This is a genomic window from Amycolatopsis sp. NPDC004368, assembly GCF_053602515.1.
Map to the genome: position 1 here is coordinate 175940 of NZ_JBSGDT010000003.1, position 17643 is coordinate 193582.

Sequence of the window (17643 nt, forward strand, 5' to 3'; positions counted from 1 at the left end):
AATGGGGAGGGGAGCCGGAATCAGCCGGTGACCTCCTGAAGTGCTGCGCCGAGGTCCTTCGCTTCTTCCGCGGAGAGCTCGACGACGAGCCGGCCGCCACCTTCCAGTGGCACCCGCATCACGAGGCCCCGCCCCTCCTTGGTCACTTCGAGGGGACCATCTCCGGTCCGGGGCTTCATGGCCGCCATAGCGTGCTCCCTCCGTCTCAACCGGCGCGCCCGGGTCGCGCACTCCCATGCCAGCCGGGTCTTGACCCCCATTGTCCCTCATCAGCGGCCGGGCGCGAACGCGGACCGATCATTTGCCGCCGTATCGGTGCTGGTATGCGCCACGCGGGGCTGAAAGACTCCCCTGAGGACCCACGATTACGCCAAGAGGAGCACCACAGTGACCACACCCGACGTCCTCCTGACCGCCGACGCCGACGGCGTGCGCACCCTGACCCTGAACCGGCCGGAGGCGTACAACTCGCTGACCGTCGAGCTCAAGGAACGGCTGCTCGCGGAGCTTCGCGCGGCGGCCGAGGACGCGGACGTCCGCGCGATCGTGCTCACCGGCGCGGGCAAGGCGTTCTGCGCGGGCCAGGACCTGAAGGAGCACGTCGGCCTCCTGCAGGCGAACGACCCGGCCCCGCTGCACACCGTGAGCGACCACTACAACCCGATCGTCAAGGCCATCGTGGACATGCCGAAGCCGGTGATCGCCGCGGTCAACGGCACCGCCGCGGGCGCGGGCGCGGCCTTCGCCTACGCGAGCGACCTGCGGATCGCCGCCGAGTCGTCGTCGTTCCTGATGGCGTTCGCGAACGTCGGGCTCGGTCCCGACTCGGGCGCGTCGTGGACGTTGCAGCGGCTCATCGGCCTCGGTCGCGCCGCCGAGCTGATGCTGCTGGCCCGCGCGGTCGACGCGGGCGAGGCGCAGCGCATCGGCCTGGTCGGCGAGGTCGTGCCCGACGAGGAGCTCGCCGCGCGTGCCCACGCCGTGGCCGCGAAGCTCGCCGCGGGCCCGACGGTGGCGTACGCGAAGATCAAGCAGGTGCTCGCCGTCTCCGCGCAGTCCTCTCTGGACGAAGCACTGGTCGCCGAGGACGAGGCCCAGACCGCGCTCGGCGCCACGGCCGACCACACCGAGGCCGTGGAGGCCTTCGTCGGCAAGCGCAAGCCGACGTTCCAGGGCAAGTAGCCGCGTGGGGCTGCTTCCGGCGAGCTCACTTCGCGCGGAAGCAGTCCTTCACGTGGTCGTCGACCATGCCGGTCGCCTGCATCAACGCGTAGCACGTCGTGGGTCCGAGGAACGCGAACCCGCGCTTCTTCAGGTCCTTCGCCATGGCCTTCGACTCGTCCGTCACGGCCGGCACGTCGGCCATCGTCTTCGGGCGCTGGTGCTTGACCGGCGCGAACGACCACAGCAGCTCGTCCAGTGGCTGGTCCAGGTCCTCGATCGCCCGCGCGTTGGTGATGGCCGCCAGGATCTTCGCGCGGTTGCGCACGATTCCGGCATCGGCCATCAGCCGCTCGATGTCGGCCTCGCCGAAGCGCGCCACCTTCGCCGGCTGGAACTTGCGGAACGCCGCGCGGAAGTTCTCCCGCTTGCGCAGGATCGTGATCCACGACAGTCCCGACTGGAACGACTCGAGGCACAGCCGCTCGTACAGCGCGGCCTCGCCGTGCAGCGGGGTGCCCCACTCCTCGTCGTGGTAGGCCGCGTAGTCCGGCGTCGAGTTGCCCCAGGAGCAGCGGGAGACGCCGTCGGAGCCCAGCAGGCCCGTCACCGCTCACCGACCGAGTAGTCCTTCGCGAACTTCGCGAACTGCTTCAGCGAGTGCCGCAGGCCCAGCGAGAACGCGGGGCGCACCGCGGGCCAGCCGACGCGTCCGAGCAGACCGAACGGCAGGTCGAGGTGCTCGGCCCAGACGAACGTGGAGCGGTCCGGCCCGTTGGCCACGACCTGGAACGCCGCGGTTCCGCGCACGAGGCTGCCGAGGTGGCGCACGGTGACCCGCAGCGGCGGCTCCCACGCCGTGATCTCCATGGTGTCGGTGAACCCGACCCCGGCGATCCCCGTGGTGGCCGCGATCTTCGAGCCGACGCTGCGCCCGTTGCCCTCGAGCACGCGCACGGTGGTGCCCAGCACCCACTCCTGCTGGCGTGGCCAGTCGGTGAGCGCCAGCCAGGTCGTGCCCGCCGGGGCCTCGACCTCGACGGACAGGATCAGGTCACTGCTCACCGGCGGGCCTCGGCTCCGGCGCGGCGGCCTCGAGCTCCGCGACGCGACCGCGCAGCTCGTCGAGCTCCACGCCGAGCCGGCGCATCACCCAGTCCACTTCGGACATCTTGTAGCCGCGCAGCACGAGCTGGTAGCGCACGTGACGCACGTCCTCACCGGTGATGTCCTCGGCGGGCAGGCGCGTGGGCGAGCTGCCCGGCGGCAGCGGGGCCAGCTCCTCGCCCCGGCCGAACACCACGGCGGCGAGCAGGAACACCACGGCGGCCACCAGCAGCATGACTACGAGGTAGATCAGCGCGGTCGTCACGCCACGATCGTGGCACACCGGCCCCACGACCGTCGCGCGAGCACGACGAGACGCACCGACAGCAGTACGTAGGCCACCATCAGCAACACACACGGGACGGAGAGGAACAGCCTCGACACGTCCACGAACCCCGTCGCGACCACCAGCGTGAGCACCGAGGCGAGGTTCACGCCGACGGCCGCGGCGATGAAGAAGCCGCACGTGCGCGCGAGGCGAACGCCGTCGACGCGGCGGCTCAGCCAGCGCGCGCAGACCAGCGCGACGAGCCCGACGGCGGGGACCACGAACACCGCGCCGTGCGAGAAGTGCGTGGCCCAGCGGTACCACTCGGGCGTCGGGGTCGACAGCTTCGTCCAGTCGCCGAAGGTGAGGATCCGGGCGAAGTCCCACGAAAGCTGCATCGCGGGCACGCCGAGCACGAGCTTCCAGAGCGTGCGCACGCCGCTGTGCATCGACAGCTCGGCCTGGTAGTCGCCGGCGATCACGTCGACCCCGCCGAAGTCGGCCACCGCGCGGCGCTCGGCTTCGTCGGCCGGCCAGCCGCCCTCGCGGTACGCGTCGGCCGCGTCGTGCAGGCCGTCGACCGGCAGCCGACCAGCCGCCGATCCAGGTCCGCCAGATAACCCTCGATCAGATTCACGCGCACCTCCCCCGCCGTCATGCCTCCGCCCTCAGCACGCCGCCGATCACCGTGGTGAACTCCTGCCACTCGGCCCGCTCGGCGGAGAGCGCCTGCTGCCCGGACCGGGTGAGCCGGTAGGTGCGGCGCTTGCGCCCCGACACCACGTCCCACTCGCTGGCCAGGTAACCGGCCCGCTCGAGCCTGCGCAGCGCCGGGTACACCGTGCCCGTCGGCAGGTCGAGCGCACCGTCGCTGCGCAGCGAGAGCGCCTCGATGATCGCGTAGCCGTGCAGCTTCCGGCCGTCGAGCACAGCCAGCAGCAGCGCGTCGAGGTGCCCGCGCAACGTGTCCGCCTTCATAGGTAAGCAGTCTACCCATACCGACACCCGAAGCGTAATCCCCCGACCTCGGGCACGCGCCCGGGAAAAACCCTGAGATGACCCTGATCTCATAGATTTCTCTACTACATGTAGGCGCGCTACCTATACACTCGCTCGCCATGGACCCACTACCCATCGCAAGACTCCAGTTCGCGACCACGACGTCGTTCCACTTCCTGTTCGTGCTGCTCACACTGGGCTTGGTGACCGTGGTGGCGGTCATGCAGACCCGCGCGACCCTCAGCGGCACCCCGCAGCTGACCCGCATGACCCGGTTCTGGGGCCGGCTCTACGTGATCAATTACGCGCTGGGTATCGTGACCGGAATCGTGATGGAATTCCAGTTCGGGCTCACCTGGACCGGGCTCTCCGCATTCGCCGGTGACGTATTCGGCGCACCACTCGCGATCGAGACACTGGTCGCGTTCTTCCTCGAGTCCACATTCCTGGGCCTGTGGATCTTCGGCTGGGGCCGGATGAACAAGTGGCTGCACCTGACGATGATCTGGCTGGTCACGCTCACCGCGTATGCCTCGGCGCTGTTCATCATGGTCGCCAACTCGTTCCTGCAGGACCCGGTCGGCAGCCACCTGCAGGGCGGGCAGCTGCGCCTCGACGACTTCGGCGCGCTGTTCACCAACCCCGCGCTCGTGGCTTCGCTGCCGCATGTGGCCGGCGCCGCGCTGATGACCGGTGGCTTCTTCGTGACCGGCGTGAGCGCGTACCACTTCCTCAAGCGCACCGGCGAGGTCGACTTCTTCTCCCGCTCGATGCGGATCGGCGTGGTGACCGCGCTGATCGGCAGCATCGTCACGGTCAACCAGGGCTTCGAGCAGTTCGGCGAGCTGGCGACCTACCAGCCGGACAAGCTCGGCGAGAGCGCTGTCGGCGTGCCGCTGGCGGCGATGATCGGCATCGGGTTCGTCGCGCTGCTGTGCTCGCTCGTCGGCACGATCCTGCTGCTGCGCGGCTGGCTGATGCGCGCGCGGTTCCTGCACTACCTGATGGTGCCCGCGATCGTGCTGCCGTTCGCCGCGGCGATCTGCGGCTGGCTGGTGCGTGAGCTGGGCCGTCAGCCGTGGCTGATCTGGGGCCAGCTGCGCACGGCCGACGCGGTCGCCGACGTGCCCGGCGGCCAGGTCTTGTTCTCCTTCATCGCGTTCGGTGTGCTGTTCGCGGCGCTCGCCGTGGCCGACTGGGTGCTGCTGTCGCGCATCGCGCGGCGCGGGCCGGAGCCCGAAGAGCAGCCGGCCGAGCCCGAACTCCCCGTCCTGAGCGGAGTCTGATCATGGTGACGATCTGGTGGTGTGTGCTCGGCCTGCTGCTCGGCGGCTACTTCGCGCTCGCGGGCTACGACTACGGCGTCGGGTTCCTGCTGCCGGGCTTCGGCCGTGACGAACCCCAGCAGCGACGGGTGCTCGGTGCGCTCGGGCCGTTTTTCCTCGCCAACGAGGTGTGGTTGATCGCCGCCGTCGGGCTGTTGTTCGGTGTGTTCCCGCACCTGGAGGGCCACGTGTTCGCCGGCGCGTATGTGCTGGTGGTGACGCTGCTGCTCGGGCTCGTCACGTTCACGGCGGCGGTGCAGCTGCGCAGCCGCCGGCCCGAAGCGCGGCGCGGTCCGTGGACGGTCGGCATCACGGCGGGCGCGCTCGTGACGACGGTCTCGTGGGGGCTGTTCCTCGGCAACCTCGTGCGTGGCCTGCCGATGGACGCGCGCGGCAACCCGGTCGACGACGTGCTCTCCCTCTTCGACCCGTACGCCGTGTTGTGGGGGCTCGGGTTCGTCGCGTTGTTCGGGCTGCAGGGCGCGGTGTTCCTCACGGTTCGCGGGCCGGCGGACCTGACCGGCCGCGCGGCGCGGTTCGCCCGGTCGTTCACGGCTCCGGTGGGCACCTTCCTCGTGGTGGCCACGGCGTGGGGTCTGCTCACCGTTTCGGGAGCGTCCTGGCTCGCGATCGTGGTCACGGCGGTGGCGTTCGCCGCGTTCGCCATCGTCCTCTTCGGACTGCAGGCCAAGCGGTACCGCCTCGCGCTGCCCGCCGCGATGCTCCTGTCGGCGACCCCGGCCCTGCTCGTGGGCGTGCTGCGGTTCCCGACGGTCCTGGTGTCCACTTCGGACCCGGCGTACGCGCTGACCGTCTCCGAGGCCGCCACGGCGCCGGAAACGGCCGCGCTGCTGGTCTGGTTCGCGGTGCCCGTGCTCGTGGTGCTGATCGTCGTGCAGTGGCTGACCTGGCGCGCGAACCGCGGTCCCGTCGACCGCCGGTCGCTGCTGCACTTCTAGAGGGGGAACCGAAATGCCGTCGTTGCCCGGCTTGCGCCGGTACCTGGTCGTGCTCGGGGTGTTCGGTGCGGTGGGCGCCGGTGTCGTCCTCGTGCAGGCCGAAGGCCTCGCGACGCTGCTCACCGGCGGTGGCGTCGGGTTCGCGCTGGTCGTCGCCGTGGCCCTGCGGGTGCTGCTCGCGCTCGCCCTGGGGGTGGTCACGGGACGGTTCGCCGCGGGAGCGCAGGCCGGGCTCCGGCACCGGCTGCTCGGGTCGACCGCCGACGCGGGTGTGGTCGCCACCCAGGTCACCCACGGTGTCGACGCGACCACGGCGTACCTCACCGGGTACCTGCCGGCGCTGGTGGCCTCGGTGCTGGTGCCGGTGGCCGTGGTGGTGCGGCTGTTCTCGGCCGAGCTCACCTCGGCGTTGATCGTGGTGGCGACGCTGCCGTTGATCCCGGTGTTCGCCGCGCTCGTCGGTGGTCGCGCGCGGGCGCGCACGCAACGGCAGTGGGCGCTGCTGACCCGCCTCGGCGGGCATTTCCTCGACGCCGTGCGCGGCCTGCCGACGTTGAAGCTCTTCGGCCGCGCCCGCGCGCAGGCGCAGCACGTGCGCCTGATGGCCGACGCCCACGCCGACGCCACGCTCGGCACGCTGCGGGTGGCGTTCCTGTCGTCGCTGGTGCTGGAGCTGGTGGCCACGCTGTCGATCGCGCTCATCGCCGTGCCCATCGGATTCCGGTTGCTCGACGGTTCGCTCCCCGCGCACACGGCGATGCTCGTGCTGGTGCTCGCGCCCGAGGCATACCTGCCGCTGCGCGCGGCGGGCGCGAAGTTCCACGCGGCGGCCGAGGGGCTCACCGCGTTGCGCGAAGCCCTCGCCACACCTCTGCGCACTCGGCGCACCGGCACCGTGACCCGGCCGGCCGGGCCGCCGGAAATCGAGTTCCGCGGAGTTTCCGTGCACTACGGGTCGACGGCGGCGCTGTCCGAAGTGGACTTGGTGCTAGGCCGCGGCGAGCACGTCGCGATCACCGGGCCCAGCGGGTCCGGGAAGTCGACGTTGCTGGCCGTGCTGCTCGGTTTCCTCGAGCCGTCGGCTGGCCGCGTGCTCGTGGACGGCGTGGACCTGCGGGAGCTCGACCACGCGGCCTGGCTGCGGGAAACGGCGTGGCTGCCGCAACGGCCGACGTTGTTCAGCGGCACGGTCACGGAGAACATCGCGCTGGGTTCCCACGCTGACGTCGTCGCCGCTTCCCGGGCCGCTGCCCTCGACGAGGTCATCACCGAACTACCCGAGGGCTACGCGACCCGCATCGGCGAGCTGGGCGCGGGACTGTCGGCCGGACAACGCCAACGCCTCGGCCTCGCCCGCGCACTCGCCCGCGCGGAAGCCGGGCTCGTGCTGCTCGACGAACCCACCGCCCGGCTCGACCGGGTCACCGAACAGGCGGTGCTCGACGGCACGCGGGCGTTGCTGTCCGGCCGCACGGCCCTGTTCGTGGCCCACCACCCGGCGCTGGTCGCCGCGGCCACTCGAGCCGTCCCCCTCGTGGGCGGCCGCGTTCCCCTGGGGGTCCGATGAACGTCGCCTGGTTGCTGCGGGCCGCAGCGCTCGCGGCCGGCGCCGAAGTCTGCTGGCCGGTGCTGTCCGACCTCAACACCACCAGCCACTACCGCCCGGCCACACAACCCTGGTCGTCGCAGCCACCCGAGCCAATCCCCTCACCGGGCGGCCGCATCCCCCCGGGAGACGCGATGAACATCACCCGAGTGCTACGAGCCGCACTGCCGGCGGCCGGCGCCCAGATACCCAGGCCGGCGCTGCGGTCCAATCTCCACGGCAGCCAGGCACTACCGCCCGGCCATACCGCCCCGGTCGTCGCGGCCACCCGAGCCGTCCCCCGCGTGGGCGGCCGCGTTCCCCTGGGGGCCAGATGAACACCGCCCGGCCGCTGCGGACCGCACGACTCGTCGCCCACGCCAAGGTACCCAGGCCGGCGCTGCCCAACCTCAACACCGCCCAGCCACACAACCCCGACCGCCGCGGCCACCCGAGCCGTCCCCCTCACGAGCAGCCGCGTTCCCCTGGAGGCTCGATGAACATCACCCGGCTGCTGCGAGCCGCACTGCTCGCGGCCGGCGCCGAAGTCTCCGGCCTGGCGCTGACCGGCACGGCGGCCTGGCTGCTGATGCGCGCGGCCGAACAGCCGCCGCTCGCCGCGTTGACCGTCGCGATCGTGGCGGTGCGGGTGTTCGCGCTGGCCCGCGGCGGGTTGCGGTACGCCGAGCGGCTCGCCGGGCACGAGGTCGTGCTGCGCTACCTGGGCGCACTGCGGGCCCGCGTCTACGCGGCGCTCGTGCCGCGGCGCGTGACCGAGCACTCCGGCGCCGACCTCGTCACCCGCCTGGTGTCCGATGTGGACGCGGTGCAGGACGCCGTGCTGCGCCTCGCCTTGCCCGCCGCGGTGGCGGGTCTGGTCGGCCTCGCGGCGACCGTGCTCACGGCGTTCGTGAGCCTCCCGGCCGCCGGCGTGCTCGCGGCCGGGTTGCTCGTCGCAGGCGGTCTGCTGCCGTGGCTGGTCGTGCGGGTCACGGCCGCGAGCCAGGCTCGCACCTCACCCGCGCGGCAGGAGCTGGCCGAACGCACCGTCGAGCTGGTCACCGGCCGCCGGGAACTGGTGGCCTACGGCGCCGAACCGCGCGCCACGGCGGCCGCCGGCTCGGTGATCGACGGCATCGCCGAGCGGGCCCGCGGTGTCGCGGCCCGGCTGTCGGTGCTCACCGCCACGGGTGTGCTGGTGCAGCTGGCGACCACCGTCGCCGTATCACTGCTGGCCGGCGCGAGCCTCCCGGTGACCGCCGCGTTGACGCTGGTGGTGCTGGCTCTGTTCGAAATCGTCCTGCCGCTGACGGCCGCGGCCCAGCGGGTGCCGGAGCTGCGGACGTCGCTGCGGCGCGTGCGCGAACTGCTCGCGACCACCCCGCCCGAAACACGTGAGCACACCGGACCGGGTCATCTGCGGCTCGACCACGTCAGCGTCCGGCACCCCGGCCGGGTTGCCGCTCTCGACGGCATCGACCTCGACCTCCCGCCGGGCACGCGGCTGGGTGTGCTCGGCCCGTCCGGCGCCGGGAAAACCACGCTGCTGCACGTCCTGCTCGGCTTCGCCGTCCCCACCTCGGGTCAGGCCACAGTGGACGATCAGCCGATCGAAGGCCCGAGCCCGCAGGTGGTGTCCGGCGCGCTGGCCGATGCCCACGTCTTCGCCACCACCGTGCGGGAGAACCTCCTCGTGGCCGCCCCGCACGCGACCGACGAGGACCTTCGCGAAGCCTGTGCTGTCACCGACCTCGACGTCTCCCTGGACCGCGACGCCACCACGCTCTCCGGCGGCCAGCGCCAACGGCTGGTCCTCACCCGCGCCGTGCTCGCCGCGCCCCCGGTGCTCGTGCTCGACGAACCCGTGGAGGGCCTCGACGAAGCCCACGGCGACGAGGTCCTCGCCCGCGTCCTCGCGCACGCGCAGGGCACCGTCGTGCTCGTGACGCACCGCCCCGAGCACCTCGCCGGTTTCGACCGCGTGCTCAGTCTCGAGGACGGGCGGCCAGCACCTCGGCCATCGGCGGCCGGTCCAGCACGGGGATCTCGCTGACGTCGGGCAGCCACTCCCCCGACACCTGCACGAACTGCGTCAGCCGGGCTTCGGGATCGGTCGGCACGCCGCAGCGGGCCAGTGCCGTGCCGAGGATCTGACGAGCCATCACGCCCAGCTGCAGCAGCGACCGGTTGCGGTGCTTGCGGACGCCGAGGTTGACCTGGGCGAGCCCGTCGAGGCCGTAGCGCTGCTCGGCGTCGAGCAACAGCCCGATCTCCACGCCGTAGCCGCCGGCGAACGGCACCGACTCGAAGAACTCGCGCGTGCCCGCGTACTCACCGCCCAGCGGCTGCACGAGCTCCCCGAGCGCCGGGCGCAGCGCCGACAGCACGGGCCGCGCGAGCAGCTCCGTCACGCGGCCGCCGCCGGTGCTCTCCAGCCGCAGCGGTCGACGGTAGAAACCTTTGACCAGGTGCACGTCGGGTTCGGTGAGCAGCGGGCCGAGCAGCGCAGGCACGAACGCCGGGTCGGGGTCCACGAGGTCGGAGTCGAGGAACACCACGAGGTCGCCGGTCGTCGCGGCCAGCGAACGCCACAGCACCTCGCCCTTGCCGGGGCGCGGCGGCAGGTCGGGCAGCACCTCCTCGCGGTGCACCACGCGCGCGCCGGCGGCCGCGGCAACCGACGCCGTCGCATCCGTGGAGCCGGAGTCGATCACCACCAGCTCGTCGACCACGGTGCCGAGCAACGGGCGCACCGACGCGACGACGTCACCCACCGTTCGCTCTTCGTCCAGCGCCGGAAGCACCACGGAAACCGTGCGGTCACGCTTGGCCGCCAGGATGTCCGCGGGCGTCCACCCGGGTTCCTGCCAGGTGCGGCGTTCGAACCAGCTCATCGGCCGATCGTGCCATGCTGGTGACGGCGACCTGTCCACCGGAGGGAGACCCCTTGCTGCCCCTGCTCGTCCGTTTCGCGCTCGGTCCGCTGGTCCGCGCGATCTACCGCCCCGAGGTCGAGGGCGTGGAGAACGTGCCGGCCGACGGACCGGTGCTGATCGCGGCCAACCACCGGGCAGCGCTGGACACCGGCGTGATCACCTTCACCACGCCGCGCAAGGTGCGGTTCCTCAGCAAGGCCGAGTACTTCACGGGCACCGGGATCAAGGGCCGCTTCATCGCCAGCTCGCTCGACGCGCTGGGCTACATCCCCGTGGAGCGCGGCAGCGCCTCGGCCGGCCTCGCCGCGCTCGAAGCCGGCCGCCGCGTGCTCGAAAACGGCGGGGTGTTCGCCATCTACCCCGAGGGCACGCGCTCGCTCGACGGCCGCCTCTACCGCGGGCACACCGGGGTCGCGGCGCTGGCGCTGTCCACCGGGGCGAAGGTCGTGCCCGTCGCCCTTTCCGGCACCGAGGGCATCCAGCCGAACGGCTCGAAACGCCCGCGCGTGTGCCCGATCAAGGTCAAGTTCGGCACCCCGCTCGACTTCTCCCGCTACGAGGGGCAGGACTCGTCGTCGGCGATCCGCCGCTCCGTGACCGACGAGGTCATGTACTCGATCCTCGAGCTGTCGGGTCAGGAATACGTGGACAGCTACCACAAGCGCCCGAGCGAAGGCGCCGCCTGATCAATCCCCAGCGTCAATCCCACTTGGGCGCCGCGGATGGGGTGTAGTCCACGAAGCGGTCGAGCAGTGCCGATGCGTCGGCGTCCACCAGCAGCAGGTCGCGGTAGCCGGCGCCCAGGAACCCCTCGGTGACCATGTGGTCGGCGAAGGACACGAGCCCGCTGTAGTACCCGCCGACGTCGACGAGGCCGATGGGCTTCGTGTGCAGGCCGAGCTGGGCCCAGGTCCAGACCTCGAAGAGCTCCTCCAGCGTGCCCGCGCCGCCGGGCAGCGTGAGGAACCCGTCGGACAGGGCCGCCATCTTGGCTTTGCGCTGGTGCATGTCAGGGACCACGTGGAGCTCGGTGAGGCCCGCGTGCGCGATCTCCACACTGGACAGCGCCTCGGGGATCACGCCGATCACCTCACCGCCCGCGGCGAGCGCGGCGTCGGCCACCGCGCCCATGGTTCCCACGCTCGCCCCGCCGTACACGAGGCCGATCCCGCGCTGGGCCAGCAGTTTGCCCAGCGTGGTGGCGGCTTCGGCATAGACCGGGGACAAGCCCGTCGACGAGCCGCAGAACACGCAGATCCGGCGCAGCGAGCTCATCAGTGGGTGTCCTCCCAGGCCTGGTACGACTCCTCGACCACGCGCACGGCGTCGTCGATGTCGTCGGTGAGGTGGAGCAGGTCGAGGTCCTTCTCGCTGATCTTGCCGCCGTCGAGCACCGCTTTCGAGATCCAGTCGTAGAGCCCGCCCCAGTACTCGGTGCCGAACAGCACCACCGGGAACTTCGTGACCTTCTTGGTCTGCACCAGCACGAGCGCCTCGAACAGCTCGTCGAGCGTGCCGAAGCCGCCGGGCAGGCAGATGAAGGCCTGCGAGTACTTGATGAACATCGTCTTGCGCGCGAAGAAGTAGCGGAAGTTCACGCCCAGGTCGACCCACGGGTTCAGGCCCTGCTCGAACGGCAGCTCGATCCCGAGGCCCACCGAGAAACCGCCGGCCTCGTTCGCGCCGCGGTTCACGGCCTCCATCGCGCCCGGCCCGCCGCCGGTGATCACGGCGAAGCCGGCGTCGGCCAGCGCGCCACCGATCTTGCGGCCCAGTTCGTACTCGGGCTCGTCGCGCTTGGTCCGCGCGGACCCGAACACGGTCACCGCGCGCGGCACCTCGGCCAGCGCACCGAAGCCCTCCACGAACTCGGCCTGGATGCGCAGCACCCGCCACGGGTCGGTGTGCACCCAGTCGCTCGGGCCGCGCGCGTCCAGGAGGCGCTGGTCGGTGGTGCTGCCCTGGTCACGCCGGTCGCGCCGCAGCACGACCGGGCCCTTGTGGCGCTCCACCGGGCGCTCGGGGTACTGGCCGTCCGGAAACTCAGACTGTTCGCTCACCAACCCAGCCTACGGGCCCTCCCGCCAGGCAGAACCCCAGCGTCGCCACCATCGGGCGACGCCGAGTTGAACAGTCCCTTGTGGACCCTTTACCCGATGTGTGATTATGCAGTTACTTTAAGTGATCATCCCGAGCGCCTGACCACTGTGGACGGTCCGCCGCCCGCGCTTGTTCAGACCCACCTATTTGTCTAGACCATCCATTCGTCGGTAGTCAGCCGAGCACCACCCCGCCTACCGTTCAGCCGGAACGCCGCGTGCTGGGACAACGTTGTCGCGAGACGGGAGCCGGGATGTTCGGTCGCAGGTCACGAATCTTCGGAGCGGTGCTGGCCGCCGCGCTGGCGCTGCCGTTGGCCGGGCTCACGCCCGCCGGGGCGTCGGTGCAGGCCGACACCTGCGCGGTGAAGTCGAAGCCCGCCGGGAAGGTGCTGCAGGGCTACTGGGAGAACTGGGACGGCGCCGCCAACGGCGTGCACCCGGGCCTGGGCTGGGTGCCGATCACCGACGCGCGCATCAAGTCCCACGGCTACAACGTGATCAACGCGGCGTTCCCCGTGATCCGCTCCGACGGCACGGTGCTGTGGGAAGACGGCATGGACGCCGGCGTGAAGGTCGCGACTCCAGCCGACATGTGCGCCGCGAAGGCGTCGGGCGCCACGATCCTGATGTCCATCGGCGGCGCGGCGGCGGGCATCGACCTGTCGTCGGCGACGGTGGCCGACAAGTTCGTGAGCACGATCGTGCCGATCCTCAAGAAGTACAACTTCGACGGGATCGACATCGACATCGAGACGGGCCTGACCGGCAGCGGGAACATCAACTCGCTCTCGGCCTCGCAGGCGAACCTCATCCGCATCATCGACGGCGTACTCGCCCAGATGCCGTCGAACTTCGGCCTCACGATGGCCCCCGAAACCGCTTACGTGACCGGCGGCAGCATCACCTACGGCTCGATCTGGGGCTCGTACCTGCCGATCGTCAAGAAGTACGCCGACAACGGCCGCCTGTGGTGGCTGAACATGCAGTACTACAACGGATCCATGTACGGCTGCTCGGCCGATTCGTACGACGCCGGCACCGTGCAGGGCTTCACCGTGCAGACCAACTGCCTCGCGAAGGGCCTGGTCGTGCAGGGCACGACGGTGAAGGTGCCGCTCGACAAGCAGGTGCCCGGGTTGCCTGCGCAGTCCGGCGCGGGCGGCGGGTACATGGCGCCGAGCCTGGTGTCGCAGGCCTACCGCTCGGTATCCGGTGTGAAGGGCCTGATGACCTGGTCGATCAACTGGGACGGCTCGAGGAACTGGACCTTCGGCGACAACGTTCGCTCGCTCGAAGGGCGTTGACCGCGCTGACTGTGCCGATCGTTACCAATCCGACCACAGTCACGGCCGAATAGTTTCGAGCAACGGTTACGTCCGCGTGAGGGGCGGCCTACTTTTGGTCGGATTGGTAATGTGCACCGACACCCAGTCGAGCAGAGGAGACGACGTGTTCGGGCGCAAGCGCGGAACCGGGCAGCGAGGCGGCCCCGTCACGTTCAACGCCGAAGCCGGGCTGCTGAGCGTGCGGGTCGGCGACGAGAACGGCCACCCGCTCCCGGGCACGCAGATGGTGATGCTGCACAAGCGCACCCAACGGCGGACGACGGCCACCGCCGACGACTTCGGCCTGGCGGTGAGCACGTTGTCCGCCGGGACCTACGCGGTGTCGGTGAGCGCGGGCGGCTACCGGGCGCAGAGCCGCACCGTCGAGATCTTCAGCGGTGACCACACCTCGCTCGAGGACCTGCGCCTCGTCCCGGACGAGGACCGGCAGCTGCCCGACCCGGGCGAGTGGGTGCTCGATCCCGACCACACGGCCATCCGGTTCATCGCGCGCCACATCGGGCTGTGCGAGGTCCACGGCCGCTTCCGCAGCTTCCAGGGCAGCATCGTCGTCGGCAAGCAGATCGAGGACTCGACCGTCGAGGTCGTGATCGACGCCGCGAGCATCGACACCTCCGCCGCCAAACGCGACGAGCACCTGCGCTCCGCCGATTTCCTCGACGTGGGCCGCTTCCCGCAGATCCGCTTCCACGGCCACCGCTTCCGCCACGCCCCCGGCGACCGCTGGAGCATCGACGGCACCCTCAACCTCCACGGCGCCAGCCGCGGCGTCCGCCTCGACGCCGGCTACCTCGGCCTGCGCACCTGGAACGGCGACCGCCTCGGCGCCGTCGCCACGACCGAGCTCCACCGCGAGGACTTCACCATCAACTGGCAGCAGACGCTGGCCAAGGGCCTGGTCATGGTGGGTTCGACGATCGAGATCAAGCTCGACGTCCAGGCCGTCCGCGCCTGACCCCTCGACCTCGACCTTCACCCTCCCCGCGGCAAGCACCCAACGCGGCATTCGGTGCGCTCAACGCAACCAACGCCGCATTGGGGTGCTTCGAGCCGGCACCCGAGCCGGGGTCAGCCCAGGAACTTGCGCAGCACGTCGGCCACCTGGCGGATCTCCGCCACGTGCACGTGTTCCTGCTGCGTGTGCGCCAGGCTCGGGTTGCCCGGACCGAAGTTCACCGCCGGCATCCCCAGCGCGGCGAAGCGCGCGACATCCGTCCAGCCCAGCTTCGCGGCGGCGCGACCACCGGCGGCGGCCACGAGTTCGGCGGCCGCCGGAGCGGCCAGGCCGGGCAGGGCGCCCGGGGAGAGGTCCGTCAACGTCACGTCGTAGCCGTCGAAGACCTCGCGCACGTGGGACTCCGCCTGCGCGGGGTTGCGGTCCGGCGCGAAGCGGAAGTTGACCGTGAGCACGGCGGCGTCGGGCACGACGTTGCCGGCCACCCCGCCCGAGATCTTCGTGGCCTGGAGGCCTTCGCGGTACGTCAGCCCGTCGATGTCGACCACCCGGGGCGAGTACTCGGCGAGGCGGCGCAAGGGCTCGGCCAGCGCGTGGATCGCGTTCTCGCCCATCCACGCGCGGGCGGTGTGCGCGCGGGTGCCGCTGGTGCGGATCTCGACGCGCAGCGTGCCCTGGCAGCCGGCCTCGATCACGCCGTTGGAGGGCTCGCCGACCACGGCCAGGTCGCCCGCCAGCCACCCGGGCAGCTCGCGCTCGATGCGGCCGAGGCCGTTCTTGACCGCTTCGACCTCTTCGTTGTCGTAGAAGACGAAGGTGACGTCGTGGCGCGGCGACGGCAGCGTGGCGGCCAGGTGCAGGAACACCGCGTCGCCGCCCTTCATGTCGACGGAGCCGAGGCCGTGGAGCAGCTCGTCGTCGCCGGAGCCCGTGCGGCGCGAGGGGAGGTTGGCGTTCTCCGGCACGGTGTCGAGGTGCCCGGCGAGGATCACGCGTGACGCGCGGCCCAGCCGAGTGCGCGCCAGCACCGCGTCGCCGTTGCGGATCACCTCGAGGTGCGGCGCCTGCTCGGCCAGGGCGGCCTGCACGGCGTCCGCGAGCTTCGCCTCCTCGCCGGAGACGCTGAACGCGTCGACGAGAGCGGCGGTGAGGTCGGCGGGGTCGGCGCGCAGGTCCAGCGAGGTCATACCGGCACCGTACCCACCCGGCGCGAGGGCTACCGTGAGGGACGTGCGCACGCGAAGCTCCCTGGTCGCTCTCGGCGGCGTCCTCCTCACCCTGACCCTCGCCGGCTGCGGTTCCGAGGCTGGCCCCACGCCCGGCCCGAACCCCGGCACCCCGGGTCCCGACGCGCTGCCGATCAAGCTCGACGCGCTGTCCGCCGACGCCTGCTACACGAGCCCGCAGACGCAGCTGCCGAAGGGCTGCGAGAAGTACGTCACGGAGGTCAGCGGCACCGCCGGAGCCGTGCACGCGCGCGCGGCGGCCGGCAAGACCGTCGACGTGGCGCTGGAGCACGCGGCAGCCGCGCTCGACCAGGGCGTCGGCGCGTTCCGCGGCGCCGGCTGCACCACCGTGCCCACCGCGGGCGGCCCGTGCACGCAGGCGCTGATCACCATCTCGGGCGCGCTCACGTCGGTGAAGACGCTCGTGAACCAGCAGGCCACCACGGGTTGAGCCGCATCGCTCGACTACCGTGACCGGCGTGAGCGAGCAGACCCCTGACCCCGAAACGACCGGCGCCGTCGGCGTCGGGCTGGCCACCGTCGCGTCCGACGGGACGGTGCTGGACACCTGGTACCCGCACCCGAAGCTGACCGAGTCCGGCAACGGCAGCACCGAGCGGCTCTCGGCCGAGGAGACCACCGAGCTCCTCGGCGACGCGGCGGCCGCGCTGCTCGGCCCGGACACCGACCGCGGTGTCGAGGTCGTGGCCGTGCGCGTGACGATCGGCCGCCTGGCCGAGGCCCCCGCCGACGCGCACGACGCCTACCTCCGCCTGCACCTGCTGTCGCACCGCCTGGTGCGCCCGCACGGGCAGAACCTCGACGGCATCTTCGGCAAGCTGGCCAACGTCGTGTGGACGAGCCACGGCCCGTGCCCGGTCGAGGGCTTCGAGCAGACCCGGCTGCGCCTGCGCGGCCGCGGCGCGGTGGCCGTCTACGGCGTGGACAAGTTCCCCCGGATGGTCGACTACGTGCTCCCCACGGGCGTGCGCATCGCCGACGCCGACCGCGTGCGCCTCGGCGCGCACCTCGCGTCCGGCACGACCGTGATGCACGAGGGCTTCGTGAACTTCAACGCCGGCACGCTCGGCGCGTCGATGGTCGAGGGCCGCATCTCGGCCGGCGTGGTCGTGGGCGACGGCAGCGACGTCGGCGGCGGCGCGTCGATCATGGGCACGCTCTCGGGTGGCGGCAAGGAGGTCATCTCCCTCGGCGAGCGCTGCCTGATCGGCGCCAACGGCGGCGTCGGGATCTCCCTGGGCGACGACTCCGTGGTCGAAGCCGGTCTGTACATCACGGCCGGCACGAAGGTCGTCGTCGACGGCAAGACGGTGAAGGCCCGCGAGATCTCCGGCATCTCGGGCGCGCTCTTCCGCCGCAACTCCGCGACCGGTGCGGTGGAGGTCTCCTCGCGCACCGGCTCGGGCATCGAGCTGAACGCGGCGCTGCACGCGAACTGAGCTCTCGGCTACGAAGGTATCGACTGCGGCGGTGTCGACCACGGCGGTATCGGCCACGGCGGTGTCGACTACGGCGGTGTCGACTACGGCGGTGTCGACTACGGCGGTGTCGACTACGGCGGTGTCGACTACTGCGGTGTCGACTACGAAAATGGGGGTGCGTCCGACCTGGGCGCACCCTTTTTCGTCACAGGTGACATGCCGTCTGCCTGCG

General features: G+C 71.4%; 21 protein-coding genes and 1 pseudogene. 11 read left to right on the plus strand and 11 right to left on the minus strand.

Going from position 1 to position 17643, the window contains the following annotated elements; genetic code table 11:
- Positions 1 to 20: 20 nt before the first annotated feature.
- Positions 21 to 188, minus strand: coding sequence for a DUF3117 domain-containing protein (locus ACWEOE_RS06815; RefSeq protein WP_005155393.1), 168 nt, complete (start codon positions 186 to 188; stop codon positions 21 to 23).
- Between the two features lie 199 nt (positions 189 to 387).
- Here ACWEOE_RS06815 and ACWEOE_RS06820 point away from each other — a divergent pair, with 199 nt between their 5' ends.
- The gene (locus ACWEOE_RS06820; RefSeq protein WP_452004955.1) at positions 388 to 1182 is read left to right on the plus strand and encodes an enoyl-CoA hydratase-related protein; all 795 of its coding nucleotides are present in this window, start codon (positions 388 to 390) and stop codon (positions 1180 to 1182) included.
- A gap of 25 nt (positions 1183 to 1207) precedes the next feature.
- Here the strand turns inward: ACWEOE_RS06820 and ACWEOE_RS06825 are convergent, their stop codons facing one another.
- The 6 genes and pseudogenes from ACWEOE_RS06825 to ACWEOE_RS06850 form a co-directional block, all read right to left on the minus strand.
- On the minus strand, positions 1208 to 1771 hold the full coding sequence (locus tag ACWEOE_RS06825) for a DNA-3-methyladenine glycosylase I (protein WP_452004958.1): 564 nt from the start codon (positions 1769 to 1771) through the stop codon (positions 1208 to 1210).
- The gene (locus tag ACWEOE_RS06830; RefSeq protein WP_452004960.1) at positions 1768 to 2226 is read right to left on the minus strand and encodes an SRPBCC family protein; all 459 of its coding nucleotides are present in this window, start codon (positions 2224 to 2226) and stop codon (positions 1768 to 1770) included. The genes ACWEOE_RS06825 and ACWEOE_RS06830 overlap by 4 nt, the downstream gene beginning before the upstream one ends.
- Entirely contained in the window at positions 2216 to 2533 is a 318-nt protein-coding gene (locus ACWEOE_RS06835; RefSeq protein ID WP_452004962.1) for a DivIVA domain-containing protein, read from the minus strand. The genes ACWEOE_RS06830 and ACWEOE_RS06835 overlap by 11 nt, the downstream gene beginning before the upstream one ends.
- Positions 2530 to 3042 carry a permease prefix domain 1-containing protein gene (locus tag ACWEOE_RS06840; RefSeq protein ID WP_452004963.1) on the minus strand — a complete coding sequence of 171 codons (513 nt, stop codon included), beginning with the start codon at positions 3040 to 3042 and terminating at the stop codon, positions 2530 to 2532. The genes ACWEOE_RS06835 and ACWEOE_RS06840 overlap by 4 nt, the downstream gene beginning before the upstream one ends.
- 9 nt (positions 3043 to 3051) lie before the next feature.
- A pseudogene (locus tag ACWEOE_RS06845) lies at positions 3052 to 3123 on the minus strand (hypothetical protein); the annotation flags it as partial.
- Positions 3124 to 3190: 67 nt separating this feature from the next.
- Positions 3191 to 3514, minus strand: coding sequence for a helix-turn-helix transcriptional regulator (locus ACWEOE_RS06850; protein ID WP_452004965.1), 324 nt, complete (start codon positions 3512 to 3514; stop codon positions 3191 to 3193).
- A 140-nt stretch (positions 3515 to 3654) separates the two neighbouring features.
- Between ACWEOE_RS06850 and ACWEOE_RS06855 the strand changes: the two genes are divergently transcribed.
- The 4 genes from ACWEOE_RS06855 to cydC all read left to right on the plus strand — a co-directional run bounded on the left by ACWEOE_RS06855 (position 3655) and on the right by cydC (position 9457).
- Positions 3655 to 4821 (plus strand): cytochrome ubiquinol oxidase subunit I, encoded by a 1167-nt coding sequence (locus tag ACWEOE_RS06855; RefSeq protein WP_452004968.1) that lies wholly within the window; start codon positions 3655 to 3657, stop codon positions 4819 to 4821.
- Between the two features lie 2 nt (positions 4822 to 4823).
- Entirely contained in the window at positions 4824 to 5819 is a 996-nt protein-coding gene (locus tag ACWEOE_RS06860; RefSeq protein WP_452004970.1) for a cytochrome d ubiquinol oxidase subunit II, read from the plus strand.
- 13 nt (positions 5820 to 5832) lie between these two features.
- Complete coding sequence (cydD, locus tag ACWEOE_RS06865) at positions 5833 to 7386, plus strand: thiol reductant ABC exporter subunit CydD (protein WP_452004972.1); 1554 nt, start codon at positions 5833 to 5835, stop codon at positions 7384 to 7386.
- Between the two features lie 514 nt (positions 7387 to 7900).
- Positions 7901 to 9457, plus strand: coding sequence for a thiol reductant ABC exporter subunit CydC (cydC, locus tag ACWEOE_RS06870; RefSeq protein ID WP_452004975.1), 1557 nt, complete (start codon positions 7901 to 7903; stop codon positions 9455 to 9457).
- Here cydC and ACWEOE_RS06875 read toward each other — a convergent pair.
- Positions 9390 to 10298, minus strand: coding sequence for a glucosyl-3-phosphoglycerate synthase (locus ACWEOE_RS06875; protein WP_452004977.1), 909 nt, complete (start codon positions 10296 to 10298; stop codon positions 9390 to 9392). The two genes, cydC and ACWEOE_RS06875, sit on opposite strands and share 68 nt — an antisense overlap.
- A gap of 53 nt (positions 10299 to 10351) precedes the next feature.
- Here ACWEOE_RS06875 and ACWEOE_RS06880 point away from each other — a divergent pair, with 53 nt between their 5' ends.
- Complete coding sequence (locus ACWEOE_RS06880; protein WP_452004980.1) at positions 10352 to 11026, plus strand: lysophospholipid acyltransferase family protein; 675 nt, start codon at positions 10352 to 10354, stop codon at positions 11024 to 11026.
- A 13-nt stretch (positions 11027 to 11039) separates the two neighbouring features.
- Here ACWEOE_RS06880 and ACWEOE_RS06885 read toward each other — a convergent pair whose 3' ends face one another.
- A complete protein-coding gene (locus ACWEOE_RS06885; RefSeq protein ID WP_452004982.1) occupies positions 11040 to 11615 on the minus strand; it encodes an LOG family protein in 576 nt (191 codons plus the stop codon).
- Positions 11615 to 12400 carry an LOG family protein gene (locus ACWEOE_RS06890; RefSeq protein ID WP_452004985.1) on the minus strand — a complete coding sequence of 262 codons (786 nt, stop codon included), beginning with the start codon at positions 12398 to 12400 and terminating at the stop codon, positions 11615 to 11617. Before ACWEOE_RS06890 ends, ACWEOE_RS06885 begins: the two co-directional genes overlap by 1 nt.
- Before the next feature lie 293 nt (positions 12401 to 12693).
- On the opposite strand from ACWEOE_RS06890, the gene ACWEOE_RS06895 reads away from it, so the two are divergent.
- The gene (locus ACWEOE_RS06895; protein ID WP_452004987.1) at positions 12694 to 13746 is read left to right on the plus strand and encodes a chitinase; all 1053 of its coding nucleotides are present in this window, start codon (positions 12694 to 12696) and stop codon (positions 13744 to 13746) included.
- Between the two features lie 109 nt (positions 13747 to 13855).
- The gene (locus ACWEOE_RS06900; RefSeq protein ID WP_452004989.1) at positions 13856 to 14743 is read left to right on the plus strand and encodes a YceI family protein; all 888 of its coding nucleotides are present in this window, start codon (positions 13856 to 13858) and stop codon (positions 14741 to 14743) included.
- 113 nt (positions 14744 to 14856) lie between these two features.
- Here the strand turns inward: ACWEOE_RS06900 and dapE are convergent, their stop codons facing one another.
- Positions 14857 to 15930, minus strand: coding sequence for a succinyl-diaminopimelate desuccinylase (dapE, locus tag ACWEOE_RS06905; RefSeq protein ID WP_452004991.1), 1074 nt, complete (start codon positions 15928 to 15930; stop codon positions 14857 to 14859).
- Between the two features lie 43 nt (positions 15931 to 15973).
- On the opposite strand from dapE, the gene ACWEOE_RS06910 reads away from it, so the two are divergent.
- The 3 genes from ACWEOE_RS06910 to ACWEOE_RS06920 are packed head-to-tail and all read left to right on the plus strand — an operon-like array spanning position 15974 to position 17626.
- Positions 15974 to 16420: a hypothetical protein gene (locus ACWEOE_RS06910; protein ID WP_452004993.1), complete on the plus strand. Its 447-nt coding sequence runs from the start codon at positions 15974 to 15976 to the stop codon at positions 16418 to 16420.
- A 28-nt stretch (positions 16421 to 16448) separates the two neighbouring features.
- Positions 16449 to 17429 carry a 2,3,4,5-tetrahydropyridine-2,6-dicarboxylate N-succinyltransferase gene (dapD, locus tag ACWEOE_RS06915; protein WP_452004995.1) on the plus strand — a complete coding sequence of 327 codons (981 nt, stop codon included), beginning with the start codon at positions 16449 to 16451 and terminating at the stop codon, positions 17427 to 17429.
- Between the two features lie 23 nt (positions 17430 to 17452).
- Positions 17453 to 17626, plus strand: coding sequence for a pentapeptide repeat-containing protein (locus ACWEOE_RS06920; protein ID WP_452005654.1), 174 nt, complete (start codon positions 17453 to 17455; stop codon positions 17624 to 17626).
- Positions 17627 to 17643: the final 17 nt, after the last annotated feature.

Coding starts and splice junctions, on each gene's coding strand:
- ACWEOE_RS06860 (WP_452004970.1), top strand. CDS start 4,824: ATGGTGACGATCTGGTGGTGTGTGCTCGGCCTGCTGCTCGGCGGCTAC.
- cydD (WP_452004972.1), top strand. CDS start 5,833: ATGCCGTCGTTGCCCGGCTTGCGCCGGTACCTGGTCGTGCTCGGGGTG.
- ACWEOE_RS06895 (WP_452004987.1), top strand. CDS start 12,694: ATGTTCGGTCGCAGGTCACGAATCTTCGGAGCGGTGCTGGCCGCCGCG.
- ACWEOE_RS06815 (WP_005155393.1), bottom strand. CDS start 188: ATGGCGGCCATGAAGCCCCGGACCGGAGATGGTCCCCTCGAAGTGACC.
- cydC (WP_452004975.1), top strand. CDS start 7,901: ATGAACATCACCCGGCTGCTGCGAGCCGCACTGCTCGCGGCCGGCGCC.
- ACWEOE_RS06855 (WP_452004968.1), top strand. CDS start 3,655: ATGGACCCACTACCCATCGCAAGACTCCAGTTCGCGACCACGACGTCG.
- ACWEOE_RS06875 (WP_452004977.1), bottom strand. CDS start 10,298: ATGAGCTGGTTCGAACGCCGCACCTGGCAGGAACCCGGGTGGACGCCC.
- dapE (WP_452004991.1), bottom strand. CDS start 15,930: ATGACCTCGCTGGACCTGCGCGCCGACCCCGCCGACCTCACCGCCGCT.
- ACWEOE_RS06885 (WP_452004982.1), bottom strand. CDS start 11,615: ATGAGCTCGCTGCGCCGGATCTGCGTGTTCTGCGGCTCGTCGACGGGC.
- ACWEOE_RS06850 (WP_452004965.1), bottom strand. CDS start 3,514: ATGAAGGCGGACACGTTGCGCGGGCACCTCGACGCGCTGCTGCTGGCT.
- ACWEOE_RS06900 (WP_452004989.1), top strand. CDS start 13,856: ATGTGCACCGACACCCAGTCGAGCAGAGGAGACGACGTGTTCGGGCGC.